General features: G+C 72.1%; 19 protein-coding genes. 8 read left to right on the forward strand and 11 right to left on the reverse strand.

Going from position 1 to position 19020, the window contains the following annotated elements:
* Positions 1–19 precede the first annotated feature (19 nt).
* From V6V47_RS10200 to V6V47_RS10215, 4 genes are all read right to left on the reverse strand, one after another.
* On the reverse strand, positions 20–1756 hold the full coding sequence (locus V6V47_RS10200) for a hypothetical protein (RefSeq protein ID WP_334627845.1): 1737 nt from the start codon (positions 1754–1756) through the stop codon (positions 20–22).
* Positions 1757–1866: 110 nt separating this feature from the next.
* Positions 1867–2871, reverse strand: a complete 1005-nt coding sequence (locus V6V47_RS10205) for a glycine betaine ABC transporter substrate-binding protein (RefSeq protein ID WP_334627846.1) — start codon at positions 2869–2871, stop codon at positions 1867–1869.
* Positions 2872–3097: 226 nt separating this feature from the next.
* Positions 3098–3835: an ABC transporter permease gene (locus tag V6V47_RS10210; RefSeq protein WP_334627847.1), complete on the reverse strand. Its 738-nt coding sequence runs from the start codon at positions 3833–3835 to the stop codon at positions 3098–3100.
* Positions 3832–4518, reverse strand: coding sequence for an ABC transporter permease (locus V6V47_RS10215; RefSeq protein WP_334627848.1), 687 nt, complete (start codon positions 4516–4518; stop codon positions 3832–3834). Before V6V47_RS10215 ends, V6V47_RS10210 begins: the two co-directional genes overlap by 4 nt.
* Before the next feature lie 2 nt (positions 4519–4520).
* Between V6V47_RS10215 and V6V47_RS10220 the strand changes: the two genes are divergently transcribed.
* The gene (locus tag V6V47_RS10220) at positions 4521–5525 is read left to right on the forward strand and encodes an ABC transporter ATP-binding protein (protein ID WP_442934209.1); all 1005 of its coding nucleotides are present in this window, start codon (positions 4521–4523) and stop codon (positions 5523–5525) included.
* Between the two features lie 30 nt (positions 5526–5555).
* On the opposite strand, the gene V6V47_RS10225 is transcribed toward V6V47_RS10220, so the two are convergent.
* From V6V47_RS10225 to folP, 7 genes are all read right to left on the reverse strand, one after another.
* Positions 5556–5987: a hypothetical protein gene (locus tag V6V47_RS10225; RefSeq protein WP_334627849.1), complete on the reverse strand. Its 432-nt coding sequence runs from the start codon at positions 5985–5987 to the stop codon at positions 5556–5558.
* A gap of 125 nt (positions 5988–6112) precedes the next feature.
* On the reverse strand, positions 6113–6421 hold the full coding sequence (locus tag V6V47_RS10230; protein WP_334627850.1) for a hypothetical protein: 309 nt from the start codon (positions 6419–6421) through the stop codon (positions 6113–6115).
* Between the two features lie 53 nt (positions 6422–6474).
* Positions 6475–7692 carry an ABC transporter permease gene (locus V6V47_RS10235; RefSeq protein ID WP_334627851.1) on the reverse strand — a complete coding sequence of 406 codons (1218 nt, stop codon included), beginning with the start codon at positions 7690–7692 and terminating at the stop codon, positions 6475–6477.
* Positions 7693–7810: 118 nt separating this feature from the next.
* A complete protein-coding gene (locus V6V47_RS10240; RefSeq protein WP_334627852.1) occupies positions 7811–8350 on the reverse strand; it encodes a DUF3180 domain-containing protein in 540 nt (179 codons plus the stop codon).
* Positions 8351–8369: 19 nt separating this feature from the next.
* Entirely contained in the window at positions 8370–8897 is a 528-nt protein-coding gene (folK, locus tag V6V47_RS10245; protein WP_334627853.1) for a 2-amino-4-hydroxy-6-hydroxymethyldihydropteridine diphosphokinase, read from the reverse strand.
* Positions 8894–9259: a dihydroneopterin aldolase gene (gene folB / locus V6V47_RS10250; protein ID WP_334627854.1), complete on the reverse strand. Its 366-nt coding sequence runs from the start codon at positions 9257–9259 to the stop codon at positions 8894–8896. The genes folK and folB overlap by 4 nt, the downstream gene beginning before the upstream one ends.
* Positions 9256–10125 carry a dihydropteroate synthase gene (folP, locus tag V6V47_RS10255; RefSeq protein ID WP_334627855.1) on the reverse strand — a complete coding sequence of 290 codons (870 nt, stop codon included), beginning with the start codon at positions 10123–10125 and terminating at the stop codon, positions 9256–9258. Before folP ends, folB begins: the two co-directional genes overlap by 4 nt.
* Before the next feature lie 354 nt (positions 10126–10479).
* On the opposite strand from folP, the gene V6V47_RS10260 reads away from it, so the two are divergent.
* The 7 genes from V6V47_RS10260 (at position 10480) to V6V47_RS10290 (ending at position 19017) form a co-directional block, all read left to right on the forward strand.
* A complete protein-coding gene (locus V6V47_RS10260) occupies positions 10480–10794 on the forward strand; it encodes a hypothetical protein (protein WP_334627856.1) in 315 nt (104 codons plus the stop codon).
* Between the two features lie 13 nt (positions 10795–10807).
* A complete protein-coding gene (locus V6V47_RS10265) occupies positions 10808–11170 on the forward strand; it encodes a hypothetical protein (protein WP_334627857.1) in 363 nt (120 codons plus the stop codon).
* A 118-nt stretch (positions 11171–11288) separates the two neighbouring features.
* A complete protein-coding gene (locus V6V47_RS10270; protein ID WP_334627858.1) occupies positions 11289–14723 on the forward strand; it encodes an ATP-binding protein in 3435 nt (1144 codons plus the stop codon).
* Between the two features lies 1 nt (position 14724).
* Complete coding sequence (locus tag V6V47_RS10275; RefSeq protein WP_334627859.1) at positions 14725–16680, forward strand: MFS transporter; 1956 nt, start codon at positions 14725–14727, stop codon at positions 16678–16680.
* A gap of 3 nt (positions 16681–16683) precedes the next feature.
* On the forward strand, positions 16684–17232 hold the full coding sequence (locus tag V6V47_RS10280; protein WP_334627860.1) for a hypothetical protein: 549 nt from the start codon (positions 16684–16686) through the stop codon (positions 17230–17232).
* Positions 17229–18404, forward strand: a complete 1176-nt coding sequence (locus tag V6V47_RS10285) for a M23 family metallopeptidase (RefSeq protein WP_334627861.1) — start codon at positions 17229–17231, stop codon at positions 18402–18404. The genes V6V47_RS10280 and V6V47_RS10285 overlap by 4 nt, the downstream gene beginning before the upstream one ends.
* 13 nt (positions 18405–18417) lie before the next feature.
* The gene (locus V6V47_RS10290; RefSeq protein ID WP_334627862.1) at positions 18418–19017 is read left to right on the forward strand and encodes a hypothetical protein; all 600 of its coding nucleotides are present in this window, start codon (positions 18418–18420) and stop codon (positions 19015–19017) included.
* The last annotated feature ends 3 nt before the right edge of the window (positions 19018–19020 follow it).

Raw genomic sequence — 19020 nt, forward strand, 5'->3', positions numbered from 1 at the left:
CGGCCGGCTCGAGCCGGGGTCAGCGCCAGCGGTCGTTGACCGGGGCACCACCGGCGCGCGGTTCGTCGTCCTGCGGCGGGTAGCCGTACCGCTCCTCGACCCGGCGCCGGCCGCCCCGCTCCGGTGCGGGCTCCGGCTGGTGGTCGCGTTGCTGCTCGCGCTGCTGGTCGCGCTGGCGGGGCGGGCGCCACTCGTCCGGGACCGGCACACCACCCGCCGGGAGCGCCGGCCGATCCGCCGGCTCGGCCCGCCAGCCGCCGTCGCGGTCCCGGTCGTGCCGACGGTACGGCTCGTCCCTCTGGTACGGCTCAGGTGCCCCGTGCCGGCGCGGCTCCCGCGGCTCCTCGTGACGGCGCGGCTCCTCGTGACGGCGCGGCTCCTCGTGACGGCGCGGCTCCTCGTGACGGCGCGGCTCCTCGTGTCGGACGGAGGCCCAGCGGTCGGCCATCCGGTACTCGGTGCCGGTGGCGTCGGCGCGCACCTCGGCCCGGCGCTCACCGACCCGCAGCTCACGGCCGTCGTCGTCCTCGCGAGCGGCCGCCCACCGGTCACCGGCACGCAACTGCGACCAGTACTCGCCGGTGTCGTCCGCCCGCAGGGCCGGCCCGGATTGGGGCGCCGAGTTCGCCGCCCAGCCGGGCTCGTCGGGCTGCGCGTACGCGTCGCGCGGGTCGGTCCACTCGGGCTCGTCGCGGCGGCCCGTCCAGCCGGGATCGTCGCCACCGCGGCCAGGCCCGTCGGCCGCCCAGCCCGAAGCCTCCCGTGCGCCGGGCCGGCCAGGTTCCCCTCGGTGCGCGGGCTGGCCGTTCCAGGAGCGGTCGTCGACCGGGCGACGGTCGGCGGCGGCACGGCGGTCATCAGCGGCGCGGCGGTCATCAGCGGGGCGGGCACGGTCGTCGGGGTAGCCGGACCAGGGGCGCTCCTCCGGGTCGCCCCACGAGCGGTCCGCCGGCCGGGAACGCTCCTCCGCGCCGCCGCCCCGGGTCCATTCCTGAGCCGGCGGGGTCCACTGGCCGCCGTACCGTCCACCCGGCTCGGCCGGACCGCCGTCCACCACGGTGTGCCGGGTGGTGACGTGCACCGTCTCGGTGTGCCGGACCCTGCCGACCGGACGGGGCGGCTCGGCACCACGCTCGGCAGCCGCCCCTGGGTACGCCGGCTCCTCGCGCTCCGCACGGCCCCGTTGACCCGCGGCGTCCGGCGTGCCCGACATCCGACCCGCCGGCAGGTCGTCGCGGGCCGGAACCCGACCTCGACCGACCGGGGCGTCGCCGTGCACCGGGCTGCGCCCGGCAGGGGCGTCGTGCACCGGCTCGGGGGCGGACACCCGCGCCCGGGCGGCGCCGGCCGGCTCCGCTGCGGGGGTGGCGCCGGCGAGGGCGGCGCCGCTGGCGTCGAGGCGGCGGCGGACCGCACCGATCGCCTCCTGCGCCCGCTGCGCCTGGTCAAGGGCCTGGTTGCCGCGCTGCGCGGCCGCCACGATCTCGGCGCGCAACTCCTGGCGAAGCTCCTCGACCTCGTCCGCCAACTCCGCCATCTGCGCCGAGGCGTCATCGCCGTCGGAACGCAGCGCGATGGAGAGGCCGATCAGCACCACCGCCGTGATGGCGAGCACCGCGCCGACCCGCAGGGGGCCGTTACCGTCGGCGACCAGCAGGATCAGCGCGGCCAGCGGGGCGATGGCCACGCCCACCCAGAAGAGCACGGTCAGCAGCGGCGGTTGACGCCGGGCGTCGGGAGTGACCGGGGCTGGCATGGGTGTGCAGCCTACCGACCATCCGGGCAAGAGGGAACGGACCCTGCGACGCACGGACGCCCCCGTCCCGGGTGCGGGACGGGGGCGTCGTCGACGCGTTACGAGCTGGCTCAGCTGGTGGCGAAGGCCCCGTCCGAGGAGAAGATCAGGCCCACGCTGATGGCACCGGTCCGCAGGCCGTTCTTGGTCAACGGCCCGCCCTGGTCGAGCGAGGAGAACGAGCCAAACTTGAGCCCGTACGTCTTCTCCAGGCCCGGCTTGCAGAACGGACGCTGCTGGCACTCCGGCGGGCCACCCAGCACGGTCGCGTTGCCGGAGCACTTCGCCGCGAACTCGGAGAGGGTCTTCACGCCGTACTTGTCGGCGAACGCCTGGGTGACCGCGAAGGCGTTCTGGTCCTGCGCTGCGGCGGGGGCGCCGAAGGTGATGCCGACCTTGTCGCCCTCGGCCTTCAACACGGTCACCGTCTTGTTCAGGTCCGGCGAGGAGACCGGCTGGGCGTCCTTGCCGTTGGCCTTGGTGTTGAGGAACTCGGCCATGGTCGCCGCGTACTCCGGGACGACCTGGATCTCGCCCTTCTCCAGCGCCGGCTCGTAGAGCTCACGGTTGCCGATCTGCTGCACCTTGACCTGGTAGCCGGCCGCGGTGAGAGCGATCCGGTACAGCTCGCCCAGCGTCTGGCTCTCGCTGAAGTTGCCGGCGCCGACCACGATCTCGCCGCCCGGGCCCTTGGCGATGCCCGCGGTGATGTTGTTGGCGGCGGCGAACTCCTCGGCCGCCACCTTGGGGGTCTTACGGTCCGCGTCGACAGCCTTGTTGAGCTGGACCAGCTTCGGCGTGTCCAGCGCGGCGGAGACCTTGTCCAGCGCGGCGATCAGCTGGGGGTTGGCGGCCTTGCTGTTGACCGCGGGAAGCACGTTGTCGGAGTTCTGGAGCTTCTTGTCGTCGTCGAGTGCGACGAGCTGCTGGCCGGAGACCGGGGCGCACCCGGCGCCCGAGGCGCTCTGCTGGGGCGCGTCGGTGCCGGACGAGCCGGCGTCACCGCACCCGGTCAGGAGCCCTGCCGCTGCGACGGCGCCGATCGCACCGATAGCCAAACGTGTACGTGCGCGCATGTGCCCGCCTTCCGTGTCCCGGCGCGGCCCGGGTCGGGCCGGCCGCGTGTCCGACGGGCGATCCTGGCTTTCGGCCGCCCGCGAATATCCACCCAACATCTTCCGGAAGCGACCGACAACCTGAGGTGGACTTCGTCACCGCATCGTCATCGACCGGCTCCGCTGGTGGCGGCCGGGTCGCCGACCGTTCACCCAGACGGGTGCGGCGCGACGGGTCCAGCAGCGGTCAGGCCCGGCCGGTCGCGTCGGCGGGGCGGGTGCGCCCCAGACGCTGCCGGCCCCGCCGCAGCGGACGGGGAGTGACCAGCCGTTCGACGCCGGCCAGGAGCACCTCGGCGATCAGCGCGAGCCCGGCCACCAGCACCCCGCCGGCGACGATCTGGCCCCCGCCGGCCGCGATGCTCAGCCCGAACCCGGTCCGGATGATCTCGCCGAGGCCACCGCCGTTGACGAAGGAGGCGAGCGCGGCGGTCGCAATCACCTGCACGGCCGCCGTCCGGAACCCGGCCGCCAGATAGGGCACCGCGAGCGGCAGCTCCACCCGGCGCAGCACCTGCCCGCCGGACAGACCCATCCCGCGGGCCGCGTCGAGGGCCTCCGGGTCCGCCTGGCGTACGCCGGTGTAGGCGTTGGCCAGCAGCGGCGGGACGGCGAAGACAGCCAGCGCCACCACCACCGGTGTACGGCCGAAGCCGAGGAACGTGAGCGGCAGGATGGTCAGCAGCGCCAGGGTGGGGATGGCCAGGGTGGCGTTGGACACCAGCACGACCAGGCCGCCGCCCCGCCTGGTGTGGCCCAGCCAGAGCCCGAGCGGCCAGGCCACCAGGCAACCGAGCGCCACCGCCGCGGCGGAGATCGACAGGTGCTCGCCCAGCCGGTCCAGGATGCCGCCGGGGTTGGTCCAGTTCAGCGGGTCGTTGAGCCAGAGCACCGCCTGGTGCACCGGGCTCTCCGCGGCGCTCACCGGACGCCCCGAGCGGACCAGGGCGTAAACAGCCGGACGACCACGACGAGCAGCAGGTCCAGCAGGATCGCGAGCGCCACGCAGAGCACCGTGCCGGTCATGATCTCGGCCTTGTAGAGGTTGTTCTGGAAGCCCGCGAAGATCAACTGCCCGAGCCCGCCATGCCCGACCAGGACCCCCACGGTGACCAGCGCGACCGTCGACACGGTGGCCAGCCGCAGCCCGGTCAGGATGCCCGGGACCGCCAGCGGCAGGTCGATCCGGAAGAGCCGGCCCCACCGGCCGTAGCCCATGCCCTCGGCGGCCTCCCGAACCTCGGGCGGCACCTGGTTGAGCCCGGCCACCACGTTGCGGACGATCAGCAGCAGCGCGTACAGCACCAGCCCGACCAGCACGGTGGTGGTGCCGGTGCCCAGGTAGGGGGCGATGAACGCGAACAGCGCCAGCGACGGGATGGTGTAGATCACGCCGGTGACGCCGAGAATCGGGCCGGCCAGCGGGCGGAACCAGTACGCGGCCACGGACAACGGCAGGGCGATCAGCGCCGCGATCAGCACCGCACGCCCGGTGAGGGAGGCGTGTTCGCGCAGAGCGGCGAGGATCGTGTCAGAGTTGTCCCGCACGTACTGCCAGGAGAACCAGGGGTTACCCGGGTCGGCCCGGTAGCTCAGGCGGAAGGACATACGTGGACGTTACCCCGGAGGCCGGCGGCGTGGCCGAATCCCCTCGCGCGGCATCGATCTCCCTACAGGGCATCAAGAAGCGCTATCCGGACGGCACCGAGGCCGTTCGGGACCTCAGCCTGGAGGTCAAGGCCGGCGAGCTGGTGGTGCTGATCGGCCCGTCCGGTTGCGGCAAGTCGACCGTGCTCCGCATGGTCAACCGGCTGATCGAGCCGACCGCCGGGCGAATCATGCTCGGTGACGAGGACGTCACCGAGGTCGACCCGGTGCGACTGCGCCGCCGGATCGGCTACGTCATCCAGAACGTCGGGCTCTTTCCACACCAGACCGTCCGGACGAACGTGGCCACCGTGCCCGGCTTGCTCGGCTGGTCCCGGGACCAGACCCGGCGGCGGGTCGACGAGCTGCTCGACCTGGTCGGACTGGACCCGGCCCAGTTCGGCCGCCGCTACCCGCACGAGCTGTCGGGTGGGCAGCGGCAGCGGGTCGGGGTGGCCCGGGCACTCGCCGCCGACCCGGTGGTGCTGCTCATGGACGAGCCGTTCTCGGCCGTCGACCCGATCGTGCGGGCCCGGCTCCAGGAGGAGTTCCTCCGCCTCCAGGCCGAGGTCCGCAAGACGATCGTGCTGGTCACCCACGACCTCGACGAGGCGGTCCGGCTCGGCGACCGGATCGCGGTGCTCTCCGAGGGCGGGCACCTCGAGCAGTACGACACGCCGGCCGAGTTGCTGGGCACGCCCGCCACTCCGTTCGTCCGCGAGTTCGTCGGGGCCGACCGGGGCATCCGCCGCCTTGCGGTCACCCGATTGAACCGCGAGGCGCTGGACCCGGTGCCCGGCGACGCCCCCTCGGACCTGCCCACCGTGCCGCTGGACGGCTCCGCGTACGACGCGCTGGCGGTGCTGCTCACCTCGGGTCGGGACCGGCTCCTGGTCACCGACGATGGCCGGCCGGTGGGCGCGCTCAGCCGGCAACGTCTGCTCGACCTGGGCCGCGCGAACGGCTGAGCCACCGGCGGCCGGTCCCTGACCGTCGGGTCAGGCCCGGCCGCCGAGGCTGGCGGTGCCGATGATCCAGCCCGTGAGGAAGCCGTAGCCGGCGCCGGTGCTGGCACTCTGCAGCGCGCCCAGCATCGACGGGTCCGGGCCGAACAGCACCGCCAGCACGGCGGCCAGCCCACCGGCCAGCACGTACGCGGCCCAACCGGAGAAGAACTGACTGACCGGGCCGGGCACCCTCGCCACCTGGGCGGCCGGCAGAAGGTAGAGCAGTGCCACCGCGAGGATCACCAGCAGGACGGCCCGCAGGTCCGCGGCCAGCAGGCCGCCGGCCTGCCCGTCCGCGTCCAACCGCCAGGCCGGCCAGGCGAGCAGGCGTACGTAGTAGGCGCCCGCGGACGTCGGGTCGGTCTGCGTGCCGGCCCAACCGGTGAACATCGGGCTGCCGCCGATGCCGACCAGCAGCAGCACGGCCAGCGCGCCGGTGCCGGCGGCTGTCCCGTAACGACTGACCGGGCCGGAGCGGTTGATGAATGTCCTGATCCGCCCAGGTGCCGAGCCCTGCGGCTGGGCCGACCTGGGCCGCCCCGGCCGGTTCAGTGCTTCAGCAGGTAGTCGATGAAGGCGGCCCGCAACAACGGCGCCGACTCCTCGTAGCCGTGACCGGTCAGCTCACGCCACAGCGCGTTGGCCTCGTCGATGGTCGGGCCGATCGAGTTCGGTGCGCCGTCCAGCACCGTGGCCTCGTCCGCGTTCGGCAGGTGCCGCAGCACCGACCAGTAGAACCCCACGTCCCGGCGTTCCCGGGCCAGGGCGAACGCCCGCTCCCGTAGCTCCTCGGTGGGCAGCGCGTCGAGCTCCTCGAACGAGGTTCCGCCGGGGGTGGCGGCAGGTGTGTCGGTCATGCCGCCGAGCCTAACCGTCGAGATCAGCTCCGGCTCGGCGGACGCGGCACGGCTCACCGGTCACCGTCGTCCCAGCGCCGCGGGCCGTCCTCCCAGCGCGGATCACGCCACGGGTCGACCGGCTGCGGCGCTGCCGGGGTCGGCAACGAGGGGGGCCAGTTGTCGGCCGGCTGCGGCCGCTGCATGGACCAGCCGGCGCTGATCGCGCCATCGCTGACCGGCTCGGGCCTGTCGGTGCTGCCCGTCCGAGGCCGCCCGCACGTCTCGACCAACCGGGTGACCAGCAGTCCGCCACCGAGCGCCACGCCGCCGAGCGCCCAAGGGCTCACCGTCCAGCCGCGGGTGCGCGCGTACGCCGAGAAGACGGTGACCAGACCCACCGCCAGCAGGGTGCCGAAGACCCCACCTCGGCGGCCGTACGCGCTGGTGCCCCCGAGCAACGCCACCCCGATCGCCACGACGGTCCACTCCAGCCCGGGGGTGGGCGTCACCGGTCCGTCACCGTTGGCGGCGAGCAGCACGCCCGCGAGCGCGGCGAGCACGGTCGATCCGACCAGCGCTGCCGCGGTGACCACGGCTGCCACCACTCCCCGGCGGCGGGCCGGGTCGGCGATCGGCCGGTACCGGCCGACCAGCCGGCGGACCGCCCGGATCGAGGCGAACAGCCCGCCGAGGACCGCCACCGCGGCGAAACCGGCGAGAAGGTAGCCGGCGTTACGCCCCGGGTCGTAGTTGCCCTGCACCAGCACGGGCTCCGACCGGCGTTCGATGTACACCACCACACCCGCCGCCCCGGCCAGACTCGCCGCCCAGCCCGGCACGTGCAGCACCACCACGACCAGGGCCAGCGCCAGCCCACCCACCGCGGCGACCGCGACGGCCGGGCCGATCGACGACGGCAGGCCCCGGTCGCCCTGCTCCGCGTAGTGCAGCGCGGCGGCGACCGCGACCGGCCCGATGGCCAGGTTCGGGGCGGCGGTACGCAGGCTCAGCCCAGCAGCGAGGGCGAGCAGCCCGAGCCCGACAAGGTCGACCAGCAGCGTCCGCAGGTTGGCCGCGCGCAGCACGTCCGAGTCGGCCCGCCAGAGCAGCCAGCCCAGGGCGGCGAGACCGATCAGCAGCACGATCTCCCAGCCCACGTGCACGCCGATCCGGTCTCGGCCGGGCTCACCGTGAATGGGGTCGTCGAAGACGTTCTCCAGAACGGCGGCGGGCACCCCGGACGAGGGCTGCTCGATCAACCGGTCCCGGCCCGTTTCCTCGTACCCCATGTCGACGCCTCCCGCTGGCCGGCCGTCTCCGGTCCGGCATGCGGACGGACCGGGGCGGCCGTTGCTCTCCGGTCGCAGGCACCGTACCCGCGCCCGGAGCCGGGCGTAACCCCCCTGCTCAGCGCTGGCCGGGGCGGCTCTCCCGCTGGTCGAACTCGTGCTCGTCGTCCGGCCGCTCGGGCACCCGGCAGGACCGCTCCAACCAGAGCGCCGCGCCGACCAACGCGAGCGACGCGAGCAAACCGCCACCCGCCGCCGGCCGATCCTGGGCGGCGGCCCGGGTGGTCTCGACGAAGAGCCAGCCGGTGAGCCCGGCGTACAGGCCGGTGAAGATGGCCGCGGCGAGCGCCGACGCCTTCGCCAACGCCACGAACCGGGCGACCAGCAGCGGGTTGACCGGGTCCCGGCCGGGCTTGCGCTCGATTCGCCCGCGGGTGTTGACCGCGGCGTACGCCTCCAGCGCGGCGAGCCCGGCCAGCGTCACCACCGGGAGCCAGGGCAGGCGGGGGATGCCGCTGTAGTAGAGGGTGCTGATCAGCAGCCAGGCCACCGCCGCGGCGGCCAGGGCCGCCACGACCAGCGTGGAGATCCGGGTAGGGCCCATCCTCGAGCGGTCCGGGCCCGACCCGCCGGGTGGGGGAAACTTCGCCTGCGTCATGCCGGCCGGCTCCGCTCGGTCATGCTGTCGACTCTAACGCCAGATCCGGCCGGGGACGCAGTTCCAGCGCGTCGACTGCGGCCGGACCGGCGGTGAGCAGGTCGGTCAACCACCCGTGCCCGGGCAGCCGCCCGTACGGTTGGATGTCGATCCACGGTCGCAGCACGAAGGCGCGCAGGTGCGCCCGGGGGTGCGGCAGCGTCAGCTCGGGATCGTCGCTGAGCACCGGCTCGTCGTCGTCACCCCAGACCGCGATCACGTCCACGTCGAGGGTGCGCGGACCGAACCGGCGCTGCGGGTCACGGACCCGGCCGGCCGCGCGCTCCGCGGCTCGGGCCCGCTCCAGCCAGTCGCGCGGGGTTGCGGCGTCGTCCTGGGCCAGGAGCACCGCGTTCAGGTACGCGGGCTGGTCGGTGTCCCCCCACGGTGGAGTCTCGTACACCCCGGAGAGCACCAGCACGGCGTCGCCGAGCGTGGCGACGGCCGTGCGCAGGTGGTCGAGTCGGTCACCCAGGTTGCTGCCGAGCGAGAGCACAGCTCGGGTCACCGGGCACGCGCCCGGGTCATGGTGACGGCCACATCGGTGAAGGTGTGCGGCACCGGCGCCTCCGGCTTGTGCACGGTGACCGTGGCGGAGTCGACCCGAACGTCTGCCAGACAGACCGCGAGCAGCCGGTCGGCGAGAGTCTCGATGAGGTTGACCGGCTCGCCGGTGATCACCGCGACCAGCCGTTCGGCCAACTCGCCGTAGTGCACCGTCGCGGTGACGTCGTCGCTGGCGGCAGCCGGGGAGAGGTCCAGCTCCAGGACGGCGTCCACCACGAAGTCCTGCCCCTGGGCCCGTTCGAAGTCGTACACACCGTGTCGGCCCCGGGCCCGCAGGCCGGTCAGCTGGATCCGGTCGGTCATCGGGTCCCCTCTCGAGTGGCCCAGGCGGGGGTCAGTCTCGGGCTGCCGGTGGCGGCCCAGACGGCGAGCGCGTCGGTGGTGGCGCGTACGTCGTGCACGCGTACCCCCCAGGCGCCCGCCGCGACCGCCAGCACGCTGCTGGCGACGGTGGCCGCCTCCCGCTGCGTGGTGGGGCGCGGCGTGCCGTCCGGGGCGGCGAGCAGGCGGCCGAGGTAGGACTTACGGCTCGCACCGAACAGCAGCGGGTACCCGAGGTCCAGCAGCTCCGGCAGGCGGGCGCTGAGCTCCCAGTTGTGTGCGGCCGTCTTGGCGAAGCCGAGGCCGGGATCGATGACGATGCGGTCGGCCGCCACGCCGGCGGCGAGTGCCATGTCGATCCGCTGGGTCAGCTCGGCGCGGACGTCGGCCACCACATCGGTGTAGCTGGCCAGGTCGCGCATCTGGCGGGAATGGCCGCGCCAGTGCATCAGGACCCAGGGGCAGCCGGCGTCGCGGACCACCCGGGCCATGTCGGGATCGGCCAGCCCGCCGGAGACGTCGTTGACCACCGTCGCACCCGCGCTCAGTGCGGCCTCGGCCACCTTGGCGCGGCTCGTGTCGATACTGACCGGCACACCGGCGGCGGTCAGCTCGCGGATGACCGGCAGCACGCGTTCGGCCTCGGTCGCCGCGTCGATCCGCTCGGCACCCGGGCGGGTCGACTCGCCGCCGACGTCGACGAGGTGCGCGCCATCGTCGCGCAGACGGACGCCGTGTCCGACGGCCGCGTCGAGGTCGGCGTACCGTCCGCCGTCGGAGAAGGAGTCCGGCGTGACGTTGAGGACGCCCATCACCACGGGGCCCGGGGCCCGTACCAGATCGGTCACGACTAGACGGTACCGGTCGCCGCGGCGGCACCGACCAGCCCGGGTCCGCCCCGAGCCACTAGCCCTGACGTGCGAATTGGAACAGGTGTACGATCGGTCATCCGGGCGGTAACGGGCAGTCCCTTCGCGGCTTGTCGCAATCCGGGGCGGCCCGTACGCTTTGGAATTGGCCAGCATCGAGATGGCGACGCCTGGAGGAGGGCCGAAGCGGGGAAAAACCGCCCAAAGCTCGCCACTCTCTGTGGTGAGTAACGAACACAGGGTCAAGATCGCTCTGCCCTGTGCGCACATTTCCCGCCAGGCTTGCCTACTGCACCGCCGCGGCACCGCCGGCCGCGATATGGGGAGGTTCCAGTGATCGCCATCGAGCTCATGGAGACGGCGTCGTCCGGCGTCGCCCACGCGCTCTCCACCCTGGCGTCGGCTCCACTCGCCGAGCCGGCACCGAAGGGGATCGACACCAACAGTGTGGTCACCTTCTTCGCCAGCAAGATCGCGCCGATCCTGCTCGCCGTCCTGGGCGTCATCTTCATCGGGCGGGCCAGCCGGGGCGAGATCTCCAAGGTGCTGACCAGCTCCGCGATCGCCATCGTCGGGCTGGCCTTCATCGCCGGCGCGGCCACACTCTTCTTCGTCGGCGATTACCTGATCGACCTGATCTTCGAATAGGCGCGGTCATCAGATGCGGCTGCGCACCGACGACGACATCTACCGGGCCCGCCTGGTCTACCTCGGGCCGCCCGGCTACACCCTGCCGGTCCACCTGCCGTACGCCCAGTACGGGCTCTTCATGCTGCTCGTCCCCCTCTACATCTTCATCCACTGGCTGTTCACGCTGAAAGTCGAGCTCTTCCCGGCCTGGGAGATCGCACTCGCCATCGTGACCACGTCGTTCATCTTCCGATACGTCGACCCGGATCGGCCCGCGCGGATGGTCATCCGCACCGCGCTGACCGACTGGCGACGCACTCGGGAGCCGGCGATCGAGCAGCGCGACCCGCGCCTGGTCGGCAGCCGGATCAGGATCCGGGAGGAGCTGGCATGACCGGGCGTACGCCGATCGGTCCGTCGCGTGACGCGGGTAAGAGCGTGTCGGGACCCCCCGGGGCGAGCGAGGCGGAGCCGCAGCCGCTGCGGGATTCTCCGGTCTTTGAGGCGGTCGCATGAGTCGCTCTTCCACGCCGGGTTCCCCGGCCGGCCGTCCGGCCGGGCCGGCAGGTCACCGTGCGCAGTCATTCGACTACACCGACGCTGAGGACGAGGTGGAGCTCGACCCGGCACTGGTGACCTCGCCCGGGCACGGCACCGTCGGCGTCTTCCAGGCCCCCCGGCCGGTGCCCCGCCGGGCGCCGGCCGCCGAGCCCAGCGCGGTGTCGGCGGGCGAGAACGCCGACATCGACTCTCCCTTCCTGGACCTCTTCGGCGCGTCCCGCCCTGGCTCGGCGCGGGCCCTCCCGACCGGCCCGGCGACCCGCGAGCAGCCGGCCATCGCACCACAGCCGGCAGCGGTTGGGCCGGCACCGGCCCGGCCGACACACCGGGTGCCCGAGCTGGAACCACCGTGGACCCCCGACGACGAGCCCGCCGTTGGCCGTCGGCACGCCGATCCGCGGTCCGATGAGCCACGTTCCGTTGCGCCACGCCCCGTTGACGCGCGGCCCGTGGAGCCCCGGCCCGTCGAGCCCCGGCCCGTCGACTCGCGGCACGGTGGCGGCAACCTCGCCGGCGAGTCCCGGGTCCCGCATCAGGCTGGCGACCGGCTGCCGATGCACCGCCCATCGACCGAGCCGGAGCGCGCTGCCGGAGGCGCCGCGATGTCGCCGACGACCGGTCCGGCACCCCGACCAGTCAGCACCGCGCCGACGACAGCCCCCGCTGACCGTCCACCTCGACGCCCGACCGGGCCCGACCCGGATCGGCCCGCGCCGGTCCACACCCAGCCGCCCGGACGGGAGGTCGTCGCACCCCGGCGGCGTGCCGCGAGCCGGCAGGAGGAGCGGCCGGTCCGGCCGACCCGGGTCCGCGCACCGAAGATCAAGTTCGGTGACCGCGATCCGTCCGTCGAGTTGGCGATCACCGAAATCGCCGGCCACCTGACCTTCACCCCGAACACCGTCACGGCCTGGTATTGGCTGCCCGAGGTGCGCTGGGCGTTCCGGCCGGACGCCGAACGCGAGGCGTTGCTGTCGGCGATCTCGGAGCAGTACGCGGGCCTGGCCGGTTTCCGGCTGCACCTGCGCCGCACCACCCGGCCGTTCCCGGCCGACGAGTGGGCGCGCACCATCGACACGCACACGGCGGCACCGCTGCCCGACGTCCCCGGCACCACCGGCTGGGCAGACCACCTGGTCGCCGCACAGCGGCACCTCATGGCGGTCAACCACGCTGAGGGGCAGACCTACCTGGGCGTCACCTTCGCCCGTCGGTCACTCGGCGACTCGCTCACCGAGCGGCTGCTGCGTACCTTCGGTCGCGGCACCGCCGACGGCGAACGTCGCAAGCTCGGCCGCACCGTGGAGCAGTTCGACGAGGTGCTCGGCGCGTTCGGCATGCGCGGCCGACGGGTCACCGCCCAGGAGCTGGAGTGGCTGCTCTACCGCTCGGTGGCGCTGTGCATGTCGCCGCCGGGCACGCTCTCCCCGGTGACCGACGGGCGCTGGGAGCGCGGTGACCTGCTCGCCATGACCGAGCAGGTCGAGCGCTACCGCACCCCGTACGGGTCGACGGTCAAGCTGGTCAACCGGATGACCGGCGAGGAACGGCACGTGGCCGTGCTCGCCGTCGGCCGGATGGAGCCGCTGGAGATCCCGGAGCGGCACGAGCCGTGGCTGCACTTCCACGAACGACTGCCCTGGCCGATGGAGATCTCCACCCGGGTCGACATCCTGGGCTCCGGCGATTCGTTCCGCAATCTTGAGCACCGGCTGCGAATGATCCGCTCGCAGCAGCTCGACTACGCCGAACACGGCATCGACGCGCCCCCTGAGCTGGAGCGACTGGCCAAACGGGCGCTCGTGATCGGCGACGAGATGACCACCGGGCTACCGGTCGACTCGGCCCGCGCGCACGGCTGGCACCGGATCGCGGTCGGCGGCCGGACCCGGGAGGAGTGCCTGGAGCGGGCCCGCCGGCTCATCCAGCTCTACTCGCGGGAGCTGCGCATATCGCTGCAGCACCCAAAGAACCAGGACTGGCTGGCACGCGAGTTCATCCCCGGTGAGCCGATCGCCAACACCGGCTACGTACGCCGGATGCCGGTCCCGCTGCTCGCCGCGGCACTCCCCCAGGCGGCATCCAACGTAGGTGACCGGCGGGGCGACCTGATCGGCCGGACCGCGGGCACCTGCCGTCGTCCGGTCTTCCTGGACCTGCACTTCCCCATGGAGGTCCGGGAACGCTCCGGGCTCGCGGTCTTCGTGGCCGAGCCAGGTGGTGGCAAGTCGACCCTGCTCGGCGCGCTGGGCTACCTGGCTGCCCGCCGAGGCGTCCAGGTGACCCTGCTCGACCCGTCCGGGCCACTGGCCCGCCTCTGCGCCATGCCCGAGCTGCGACCGTACTCCCGGGTGTTGAACCTGACCGGTTCGGAGCACGGCACTCTGGCGCCCTACTCGCTCATCCCCACACCGCTGCGCACGGAGTTCGGGGCCGGGGCCGCCGGTGACCGGGAGTTCGAGATCGCGGTCTCCAACGCTCGCGCCGAGCGGCGGATGCTGGTCCAGGACATCTGCATGATGCTGGTGCCGCCGCAGGTGGCCAGGGAGGCGTCCACCGCCACCCTGTTCCGACACGCCGTACGCCAGGTCCCCGCCGAGGAGACCTCCACCCTGGACGACGTGGTGAGCTGCCTCGGGCGGCTCGACGACGACGCCGGCAAGGAACTGGCCAACCTCCTGCTGGACACCGCCGAGATGCCGCTGGCCATGCTCTTCTTCGGCCGACCTCCGGAGGGGCTGCTCGGCGCGGACGCGGCACTCACCGTGATCACCATGGCCGGGCTGCGACTCCCCGACCTCAAGATCGAACGGGAGTACTGGTCCGCCGAGGAGGCCCTCGCCCTGCCGATGCTGCACACCGCGCACCGGCTCGCCGTCCGCCGCTGCTACGGCGGTTCGATGTCCTCCCGCAAACTTGTCGGCCTGGACGAGGCGCACTTCATGGAGGGCTGGCGATCCGGACGCTCGTTCCTGGTCCGACTCGCCCGCGACTCCCGCAAGTGGAACCTGGCTGCGCTCGTCGCCTCGCAGAATCCACGCGACATCCTCGGCCTGGACGTCCAGAACCTCGTCTCCACCGTCTTCGTCGGCCGGATCGCCGAGGATGCCGAGATCGCCTCCGAGGCGCTACGGCTGCTGCGGGTGCCGGTCAACGACGGGTACGAGGCCACCCTGGCCTCGCTCTCCGCCGCCGACACCAGCTCGGCGTCCCGGCTCGGCTTCCGTGAGTTCGTGATGCGGGACGTCGACGGCCGGGTGCAGAAGGTCCGGGTCGACGTCTCGTACGTCGACGGCCTGCTGGACCACCTCGACACCACGCCTGCCGCGATCGCCGCCGCGGCCGGAGTGCTACCGAGCATCCCCCTGTCGGATCTGGAGGCGTGACATGGCGAGGGCCCGGGCACGGATCACAACGTTCCTGCTCGCCCTCGGCGTACTGGCCGGGGCCACCATCACCTGGCCGCTGATCGGCGCGGAAGCGGCGACCACCGCCCCGCCGGCCGCCCAGGCCCGCGCCGACCTCTGCACGACCCAGGAGTGGCAGGCCGACTTCCGAGCCTGCGTAGGAAAGCTGAAGCAGGTCGGCCAGGCAGAAATCGAATGCCGGAAGCCGCCCGTGCCGTCAGCCCCAGATTCGGGTCTGGCGGGCTGGTTCGCCTCCCGCCCGGACTCGTCCAAGTTACCCGGGCCAAAGGGCCTCTACAGCGACTACGGATACGGCGGCTACAGCTTTAACACCTACAACGTGGAGGGTGGTTGTGCCTCTACCATCCTCCATCCGGACTATAAGTTCACCACAACCGTGGCCAACGGAGAGTTCATGATGGCGACGGCCGTCGTGGGCGCTTCAAACGCACTACGAGAGCGAGCCTGGGACCCTCGCGCGATGTGGGACTGGGCCGACCCGTTGGTCGACAAGGCCACCAAGGCCGTCTACCAAAAGGTGTTCAGCGTCTTCGGCATCATCACCCTCTGCGTGGTGGGGCTCTACCTACTCTGGCGGTCCCGCCAGTCGGACATGAGCAACGCCATGACCACCGCAGGTTGGGCTTTGCTGGTGATGGTCGCGGTCACCGCGCTGGCCGCTTGGCCGGTCAAATCGGCGAACATCGCCGACGGCACCTTAATCACCTCCCTTGGAGTCGTACACGACGCCATAGGCCCGGCTTCCAGGGACACCCCGCCAGATCAGTGCGACGATCCGGATCCTGCGGCCTGCAAGGACAACCGACCACCAGCTGTCCGGGCCAGCGACACTGCGACCGAGTCGATGCTCTACCGCAATTGGCTACGTGGAGTGCTTGGCTCAGCCGACAGCGAGACCGCCCACAAGTACGGTGCTGCCCTCTACGACGCGAAGGCGCTCTCCTGGGAGGAGTCGGGGAAGCTGCGTGCCAACCCAGCTACTCGGGATGCCACGATCAAGGCCAAGCAGCAGCAGTGGATGACGGTCGCAGAGCAGATCAAGACAGAGGACCCGGAGGCGTACGAGTTTTTGACGGGCACCCGCGACATGGACCGAATCGGCTCAGGGTTTATCGCGGTGCTCGCGGCAGTGCTCTTCGCGATGTTCGATCTGACTGCCTCAGTGCTGGTGCTGCTCGGCTTTTTGATCTTCCGATGGGCGGTGATCGCAGCCCCAATCCTCGGCACGATCGGTCTGCTCCGACCGGCCAGCGCCGGACTGCGCCGACTGGCCAACGCGGTCGTCGCTGCGGTGTTCAACATCGCTATTTTCGGCACTGGCGCAGCGATCTACCTCTTCGCGGTAGATCTGATCATGAGTACACCCACCCTGCCGGGCTGGCTTCAAGTGGTGCTCGTCTGGCTCTGTGGTGTGGTTGGCTGGCTGCTGCTCCGGCCGTACCGACGGATCACTCAACTCGGCGGCAAGGACAGCAGCGAGGCGGTCAGCTCGGCTGGTTCCTGGCACCGCCGATTCTTTCGCGACATGCGGACTGCCGCACGGCTGGACGTGGCCGAGCCCGGCGGCACGGCGGAGCCGGTGGGTGGGCGCCGCCAGTCACCGGTCGCCGAGCGAACGACGCTACGCCCGGAGGCTCGGCTGGAGGACCCGGCCCCGACGCCGACCGCTCCGGTCGACGGCCGGCGCAGCGGTGCCGGACGCCCGGACGGTAAGGAACGCGCGGACGAGGCACCCGCCGAGGAGACAGGCGGCCGTGGCCGTCCAAGCCCGCCCCGCCCTCGCCGCCAACAGCCAGCCACCTGGACCGAGCCCGACGTGCCGGCCGAGAAGCCGTCGTTCGTGGTCTACCGTCCGGGCTCCCGCGAACCGGCGCCGGACCGCACCGGACCTCGGGTGCGCTCAGAGGCGAGGTGACGGATGCGACGAGCATTGGAGTTCCTGGTCACCCGAGCGCTGCGGTCCCGGCTGGGGGTGGCGTTGGTGATCGCGGTGCTCATCTTCGGGGTGCTGGGCGCGGCTCGGCTCGTCGCAGGCCCTGGTAACCCCGCTGACGGGTTGAGTAACCGGCCAAACCAGCCGATCACGACCGTCGACCCCGCAGCCGGTGACGACGGCGCGATCTCCACCGACGCCCCGCCCTCACCGGTGACCCGGCCGGGCGACCGCACACCCGAGCAGACCGCCGAACGGTTCACCACCGCCTGGCTCGGTAGCGCCGAAATGACAGCTGCGCAGTGGCAGGCCGGCCTACGGCCGCTCTCCACACCGGCGCTGACCGAGAAGCTCGCCGGCGTCGATCCCGGCGGGGTCCCCGCCAAGGAGGCGACCGGGCCACCTGAGGTGCAGTCACGCACCGAGACGTTCGTGGAGGTGCTGCTGCCTCTCGACAGCGGCCGGCTCCGATTGGAGCTGATCGCCGCAGACGGTGGTTGGCTCGTCGACGTGTTGGACTGGGAGCGCCCATGAGCGACGGTAGCGGCGCGGCCGCACGCCGCCGGCCGGTACGGGTCGGCGTGATCGCATCGATCGTGACCGGGATGCTGCTCCTGCTCTGCTGTACCGGCGGCACGGCGGCCTTCTTCCTCAGCGGCCTCGGCGGCGAGGCGGAAGACGGGGCGACCTTGGCCAATGAGGACTGCGGCCCAATGCGTCCGGTCAACATAACCGGAAAGCTGCCGCGGTTCCCCGAGTACGGCGACGCGCAGGTCCGCAACGCGGCGATCATCATCAAGGTTGGCCAGGACATGCGTGTGCCCTCACGGGGTTGGGTGATCGCACTGGCGACGGCGATGCAGGAGTCTGGCCTGCGCAACCTGGCAAACAGCGGCGTATCGGCCTCCTTGGCCCTGCCACACGAGGGCGTCGGCGCGGACCACGACTCGCTCGGCCTCTTCCAGCAACGGCCGGGGTGGGGCACCGTCGCCGAGCGGATGACCCCTGCGTACACGGCCCGCAAGTTCTACGAGAAGCTCGTTAAGGTTCAGGGTTGGCAAGGTCGACCGCTGACCGCAGTCGCGCAGCGGGTCCAGATCAGCGCCTATCCGGACGCTTACGCCAAGCACGAAGAGTTAGCCAGCAGGATCGTGAATGCGCTGTCCGGCGGTGCGGCTCGCACCATCGAGATCAACGGCACTGCGGTGTGCGACGCGGCCGAACGCGGCCAGATCGCCGCCTCCGGCTGGACCGCCCCGATCTCAGGCGGCGTCGGCTCGGGCTTCCGGACCGCTCAACGCCCCAGCCACAACGGGGTCGACATCGGGGCCGCCAAAGGCACCGAGATTCGGGTGGCGGCAACCGGCCGGGTACTGGTTGCCCGTTGCGACCCGGACAACCGGGGTCGGCTCGACTGCAACGTGGATGGATACCCCGGCAAGGGCGGCTGTGGCTGGTTCGTCGATGTGTTGCATGCAGGCGGCTACATCACGCGGTACTGCCACATGGTGGTTCAGCCTCGCGTGAAGCCCGACCAGATGGTGTCGGCCGGCCAAGTGATTGGCCAGGTCGGCAGCAGCGGCAATTCCTCGGGCCCACACCTGCACTTCGAGGTACACGTGCGCAATGACCGCTCCAGTCGCGGTGCAATCGACCCGAACCAGTTCATGCGTGGGCAGGGTGCCCCGCTGCGCCGCCCGGCGTGAGGTCACCGCGAGCATGAGCGAACCCCTGCCGGACCCGTTCGCCGATCAACCCGATTGGGCGCCCCGACCGCCTCGGCCACTGACGATTGTGTCCGCCACCGAGCGAGTGGAGCTGCGGGGGCGACGGGTGCTGATCGGGTTGCCGGGGCTGGGCTGGCGCAGCGACCTGCGCGCTGATGACCGGGTGGTGCAGGGTGCTCGAACCTACGTGCCGGTGATCCCCGAGCACGAGTGGTACCGGGCCGAAGCCGAGCAAGTAGAGGTGTTCGCGCCGCTGATGCCCGTCGAGCGGGTCTGGGTGGAGAAGGTCGGCGACCGGATTGAACCCGAGACCAGCCGGGGTGCTGGCATCCGGCTCGTGTCATTGGACGGTCCGGCTCATCCGTCTCCCACGCCGGTGTTCGAAGCGGACTCGGTCACCGGACGCCGAGTCGTGCACGTCGAGGGCGGTCAGGAGCACCGGGACCTCCGGGCCGTCACCGAGACCTATTCGGGTGCCGAGGGGGACATCTGCGTCCGCATCACGCCGGAGGTGGATTGGTACCGCTGGGCCTGGCGGGGCCAGTCGCCGACCACCTTGGAAGTCCCCGTTCATCTCCTATGGATTGAGTAAACC

Source organism: Micromonospora sp. CPCC 205539 (genome assembly GCF_036906815.1).
Classification (GTDB): Bacteria; Actinomycetota; Actinomycetes; order Mycobacteriales; family Micromonosporaceae; genus Micromonospora.

What these genes read in the sequence shown, in the direction of transcription:
- V6V47_RS10200 (WP_334627845.1), bottom strand. Translation starts at nt 1,756, where the DNA reads ATGCCAGCCCCGGTCACTCCCGACGCCCGGCGTCAACCGCCGCTGCTG.
- V6V47_RS10215 (WP_334627848.1), bottom strand. Translation starts at nt 4,518, where the DNA reads ATGTCCTTCCGCCTGAGCTACCGGGCCGACCCGGGTAACCCCTGGTTC.
- folB (WP_334627854.1), bottom strand. Translation starts at nt 9,259, where the DNA reads ATGACCGACCGGATCCAGCTGACCGGCCTGCGGGCCCGGGGCCGACAC.
- V6V47_RS10270 (WP_334627858.1), top strand. Translation starts at nt 11,289, where the DNA reads ATGAGTCGCTCTTCCACGCCGGGTTCCCCGGCCGGCCGTCCGGCCGGG.
- V6V47_RS10285 (WP_334627861.1), top strand. Translation starts at nt 17,229, where the DNA reads ATGAGCGACGGTAGCGGCGCGGCCGCACGCCGCCGGCCGGTACGGGTC.
- V6V47_RS10265 (WP_334627857.1), top strand. Translation starts at nt 10,808, where the DNA reads ATGCGGCTGCGCACCGACGACGACATCTACCGGGCCCGCCTGGTCTAC.
- V6V47_RS10240 (WP_334627852.1), bottom strand. Translation starts at nt 8,350, where the DNA reads ATGACGCAGGCGAAGTTTCCCCCACCCGGCGGGTCGGGCCCGGACCGC.
- V6V47_RS10230 (WP_334627850.1), bottom strand. Translation starts at nt 6,421, where the DNA reads ATGACCGACACACCTGCCGCCACCCCCGGCGGAACCTCGTTCGAGGAG.
- V6V47_RS10275 (WP_334627859.1), top strand. Translation starts at nt 14,725, where the DNA reads ATGGCGAGGGCCCGGGCACGGATCACAACGTTCCTGCTCGCCCTCGGC.
- V6V47_RS10235 (WP_334627851.1), bottom strand. Translation starts at nt 7,692, where the DNA reads ATGGGGTACGAGGAAACGGGCCGGGACCGGTTGATCGAGCAGCCCTCG.
- V6V47_RS10280 (WP_334627860.1), top strand. Translation starts at nt 16,684, where the DNA reads ATGCGACGAGCATTGGAGTTCCTGGTCACCCGAGCGCTGCGGTCCCGG.
- V6V47_RS10205 (WP_334627846.1), bottom strand. Translation starts at nt 2,871, where the DNA reads ATGCGCGCACGTACACGTTTGGCTATCGGTGCGATCGGCGCCGTCGCA.
- V6V47_RS10290 (WP_334627862.1), top strand. Translation starts at nt 18,418, where the DNA reads ATGAGCGAACCCCTGCCGGACCCGTTCGCCGATCAACCCGATTGGGCG.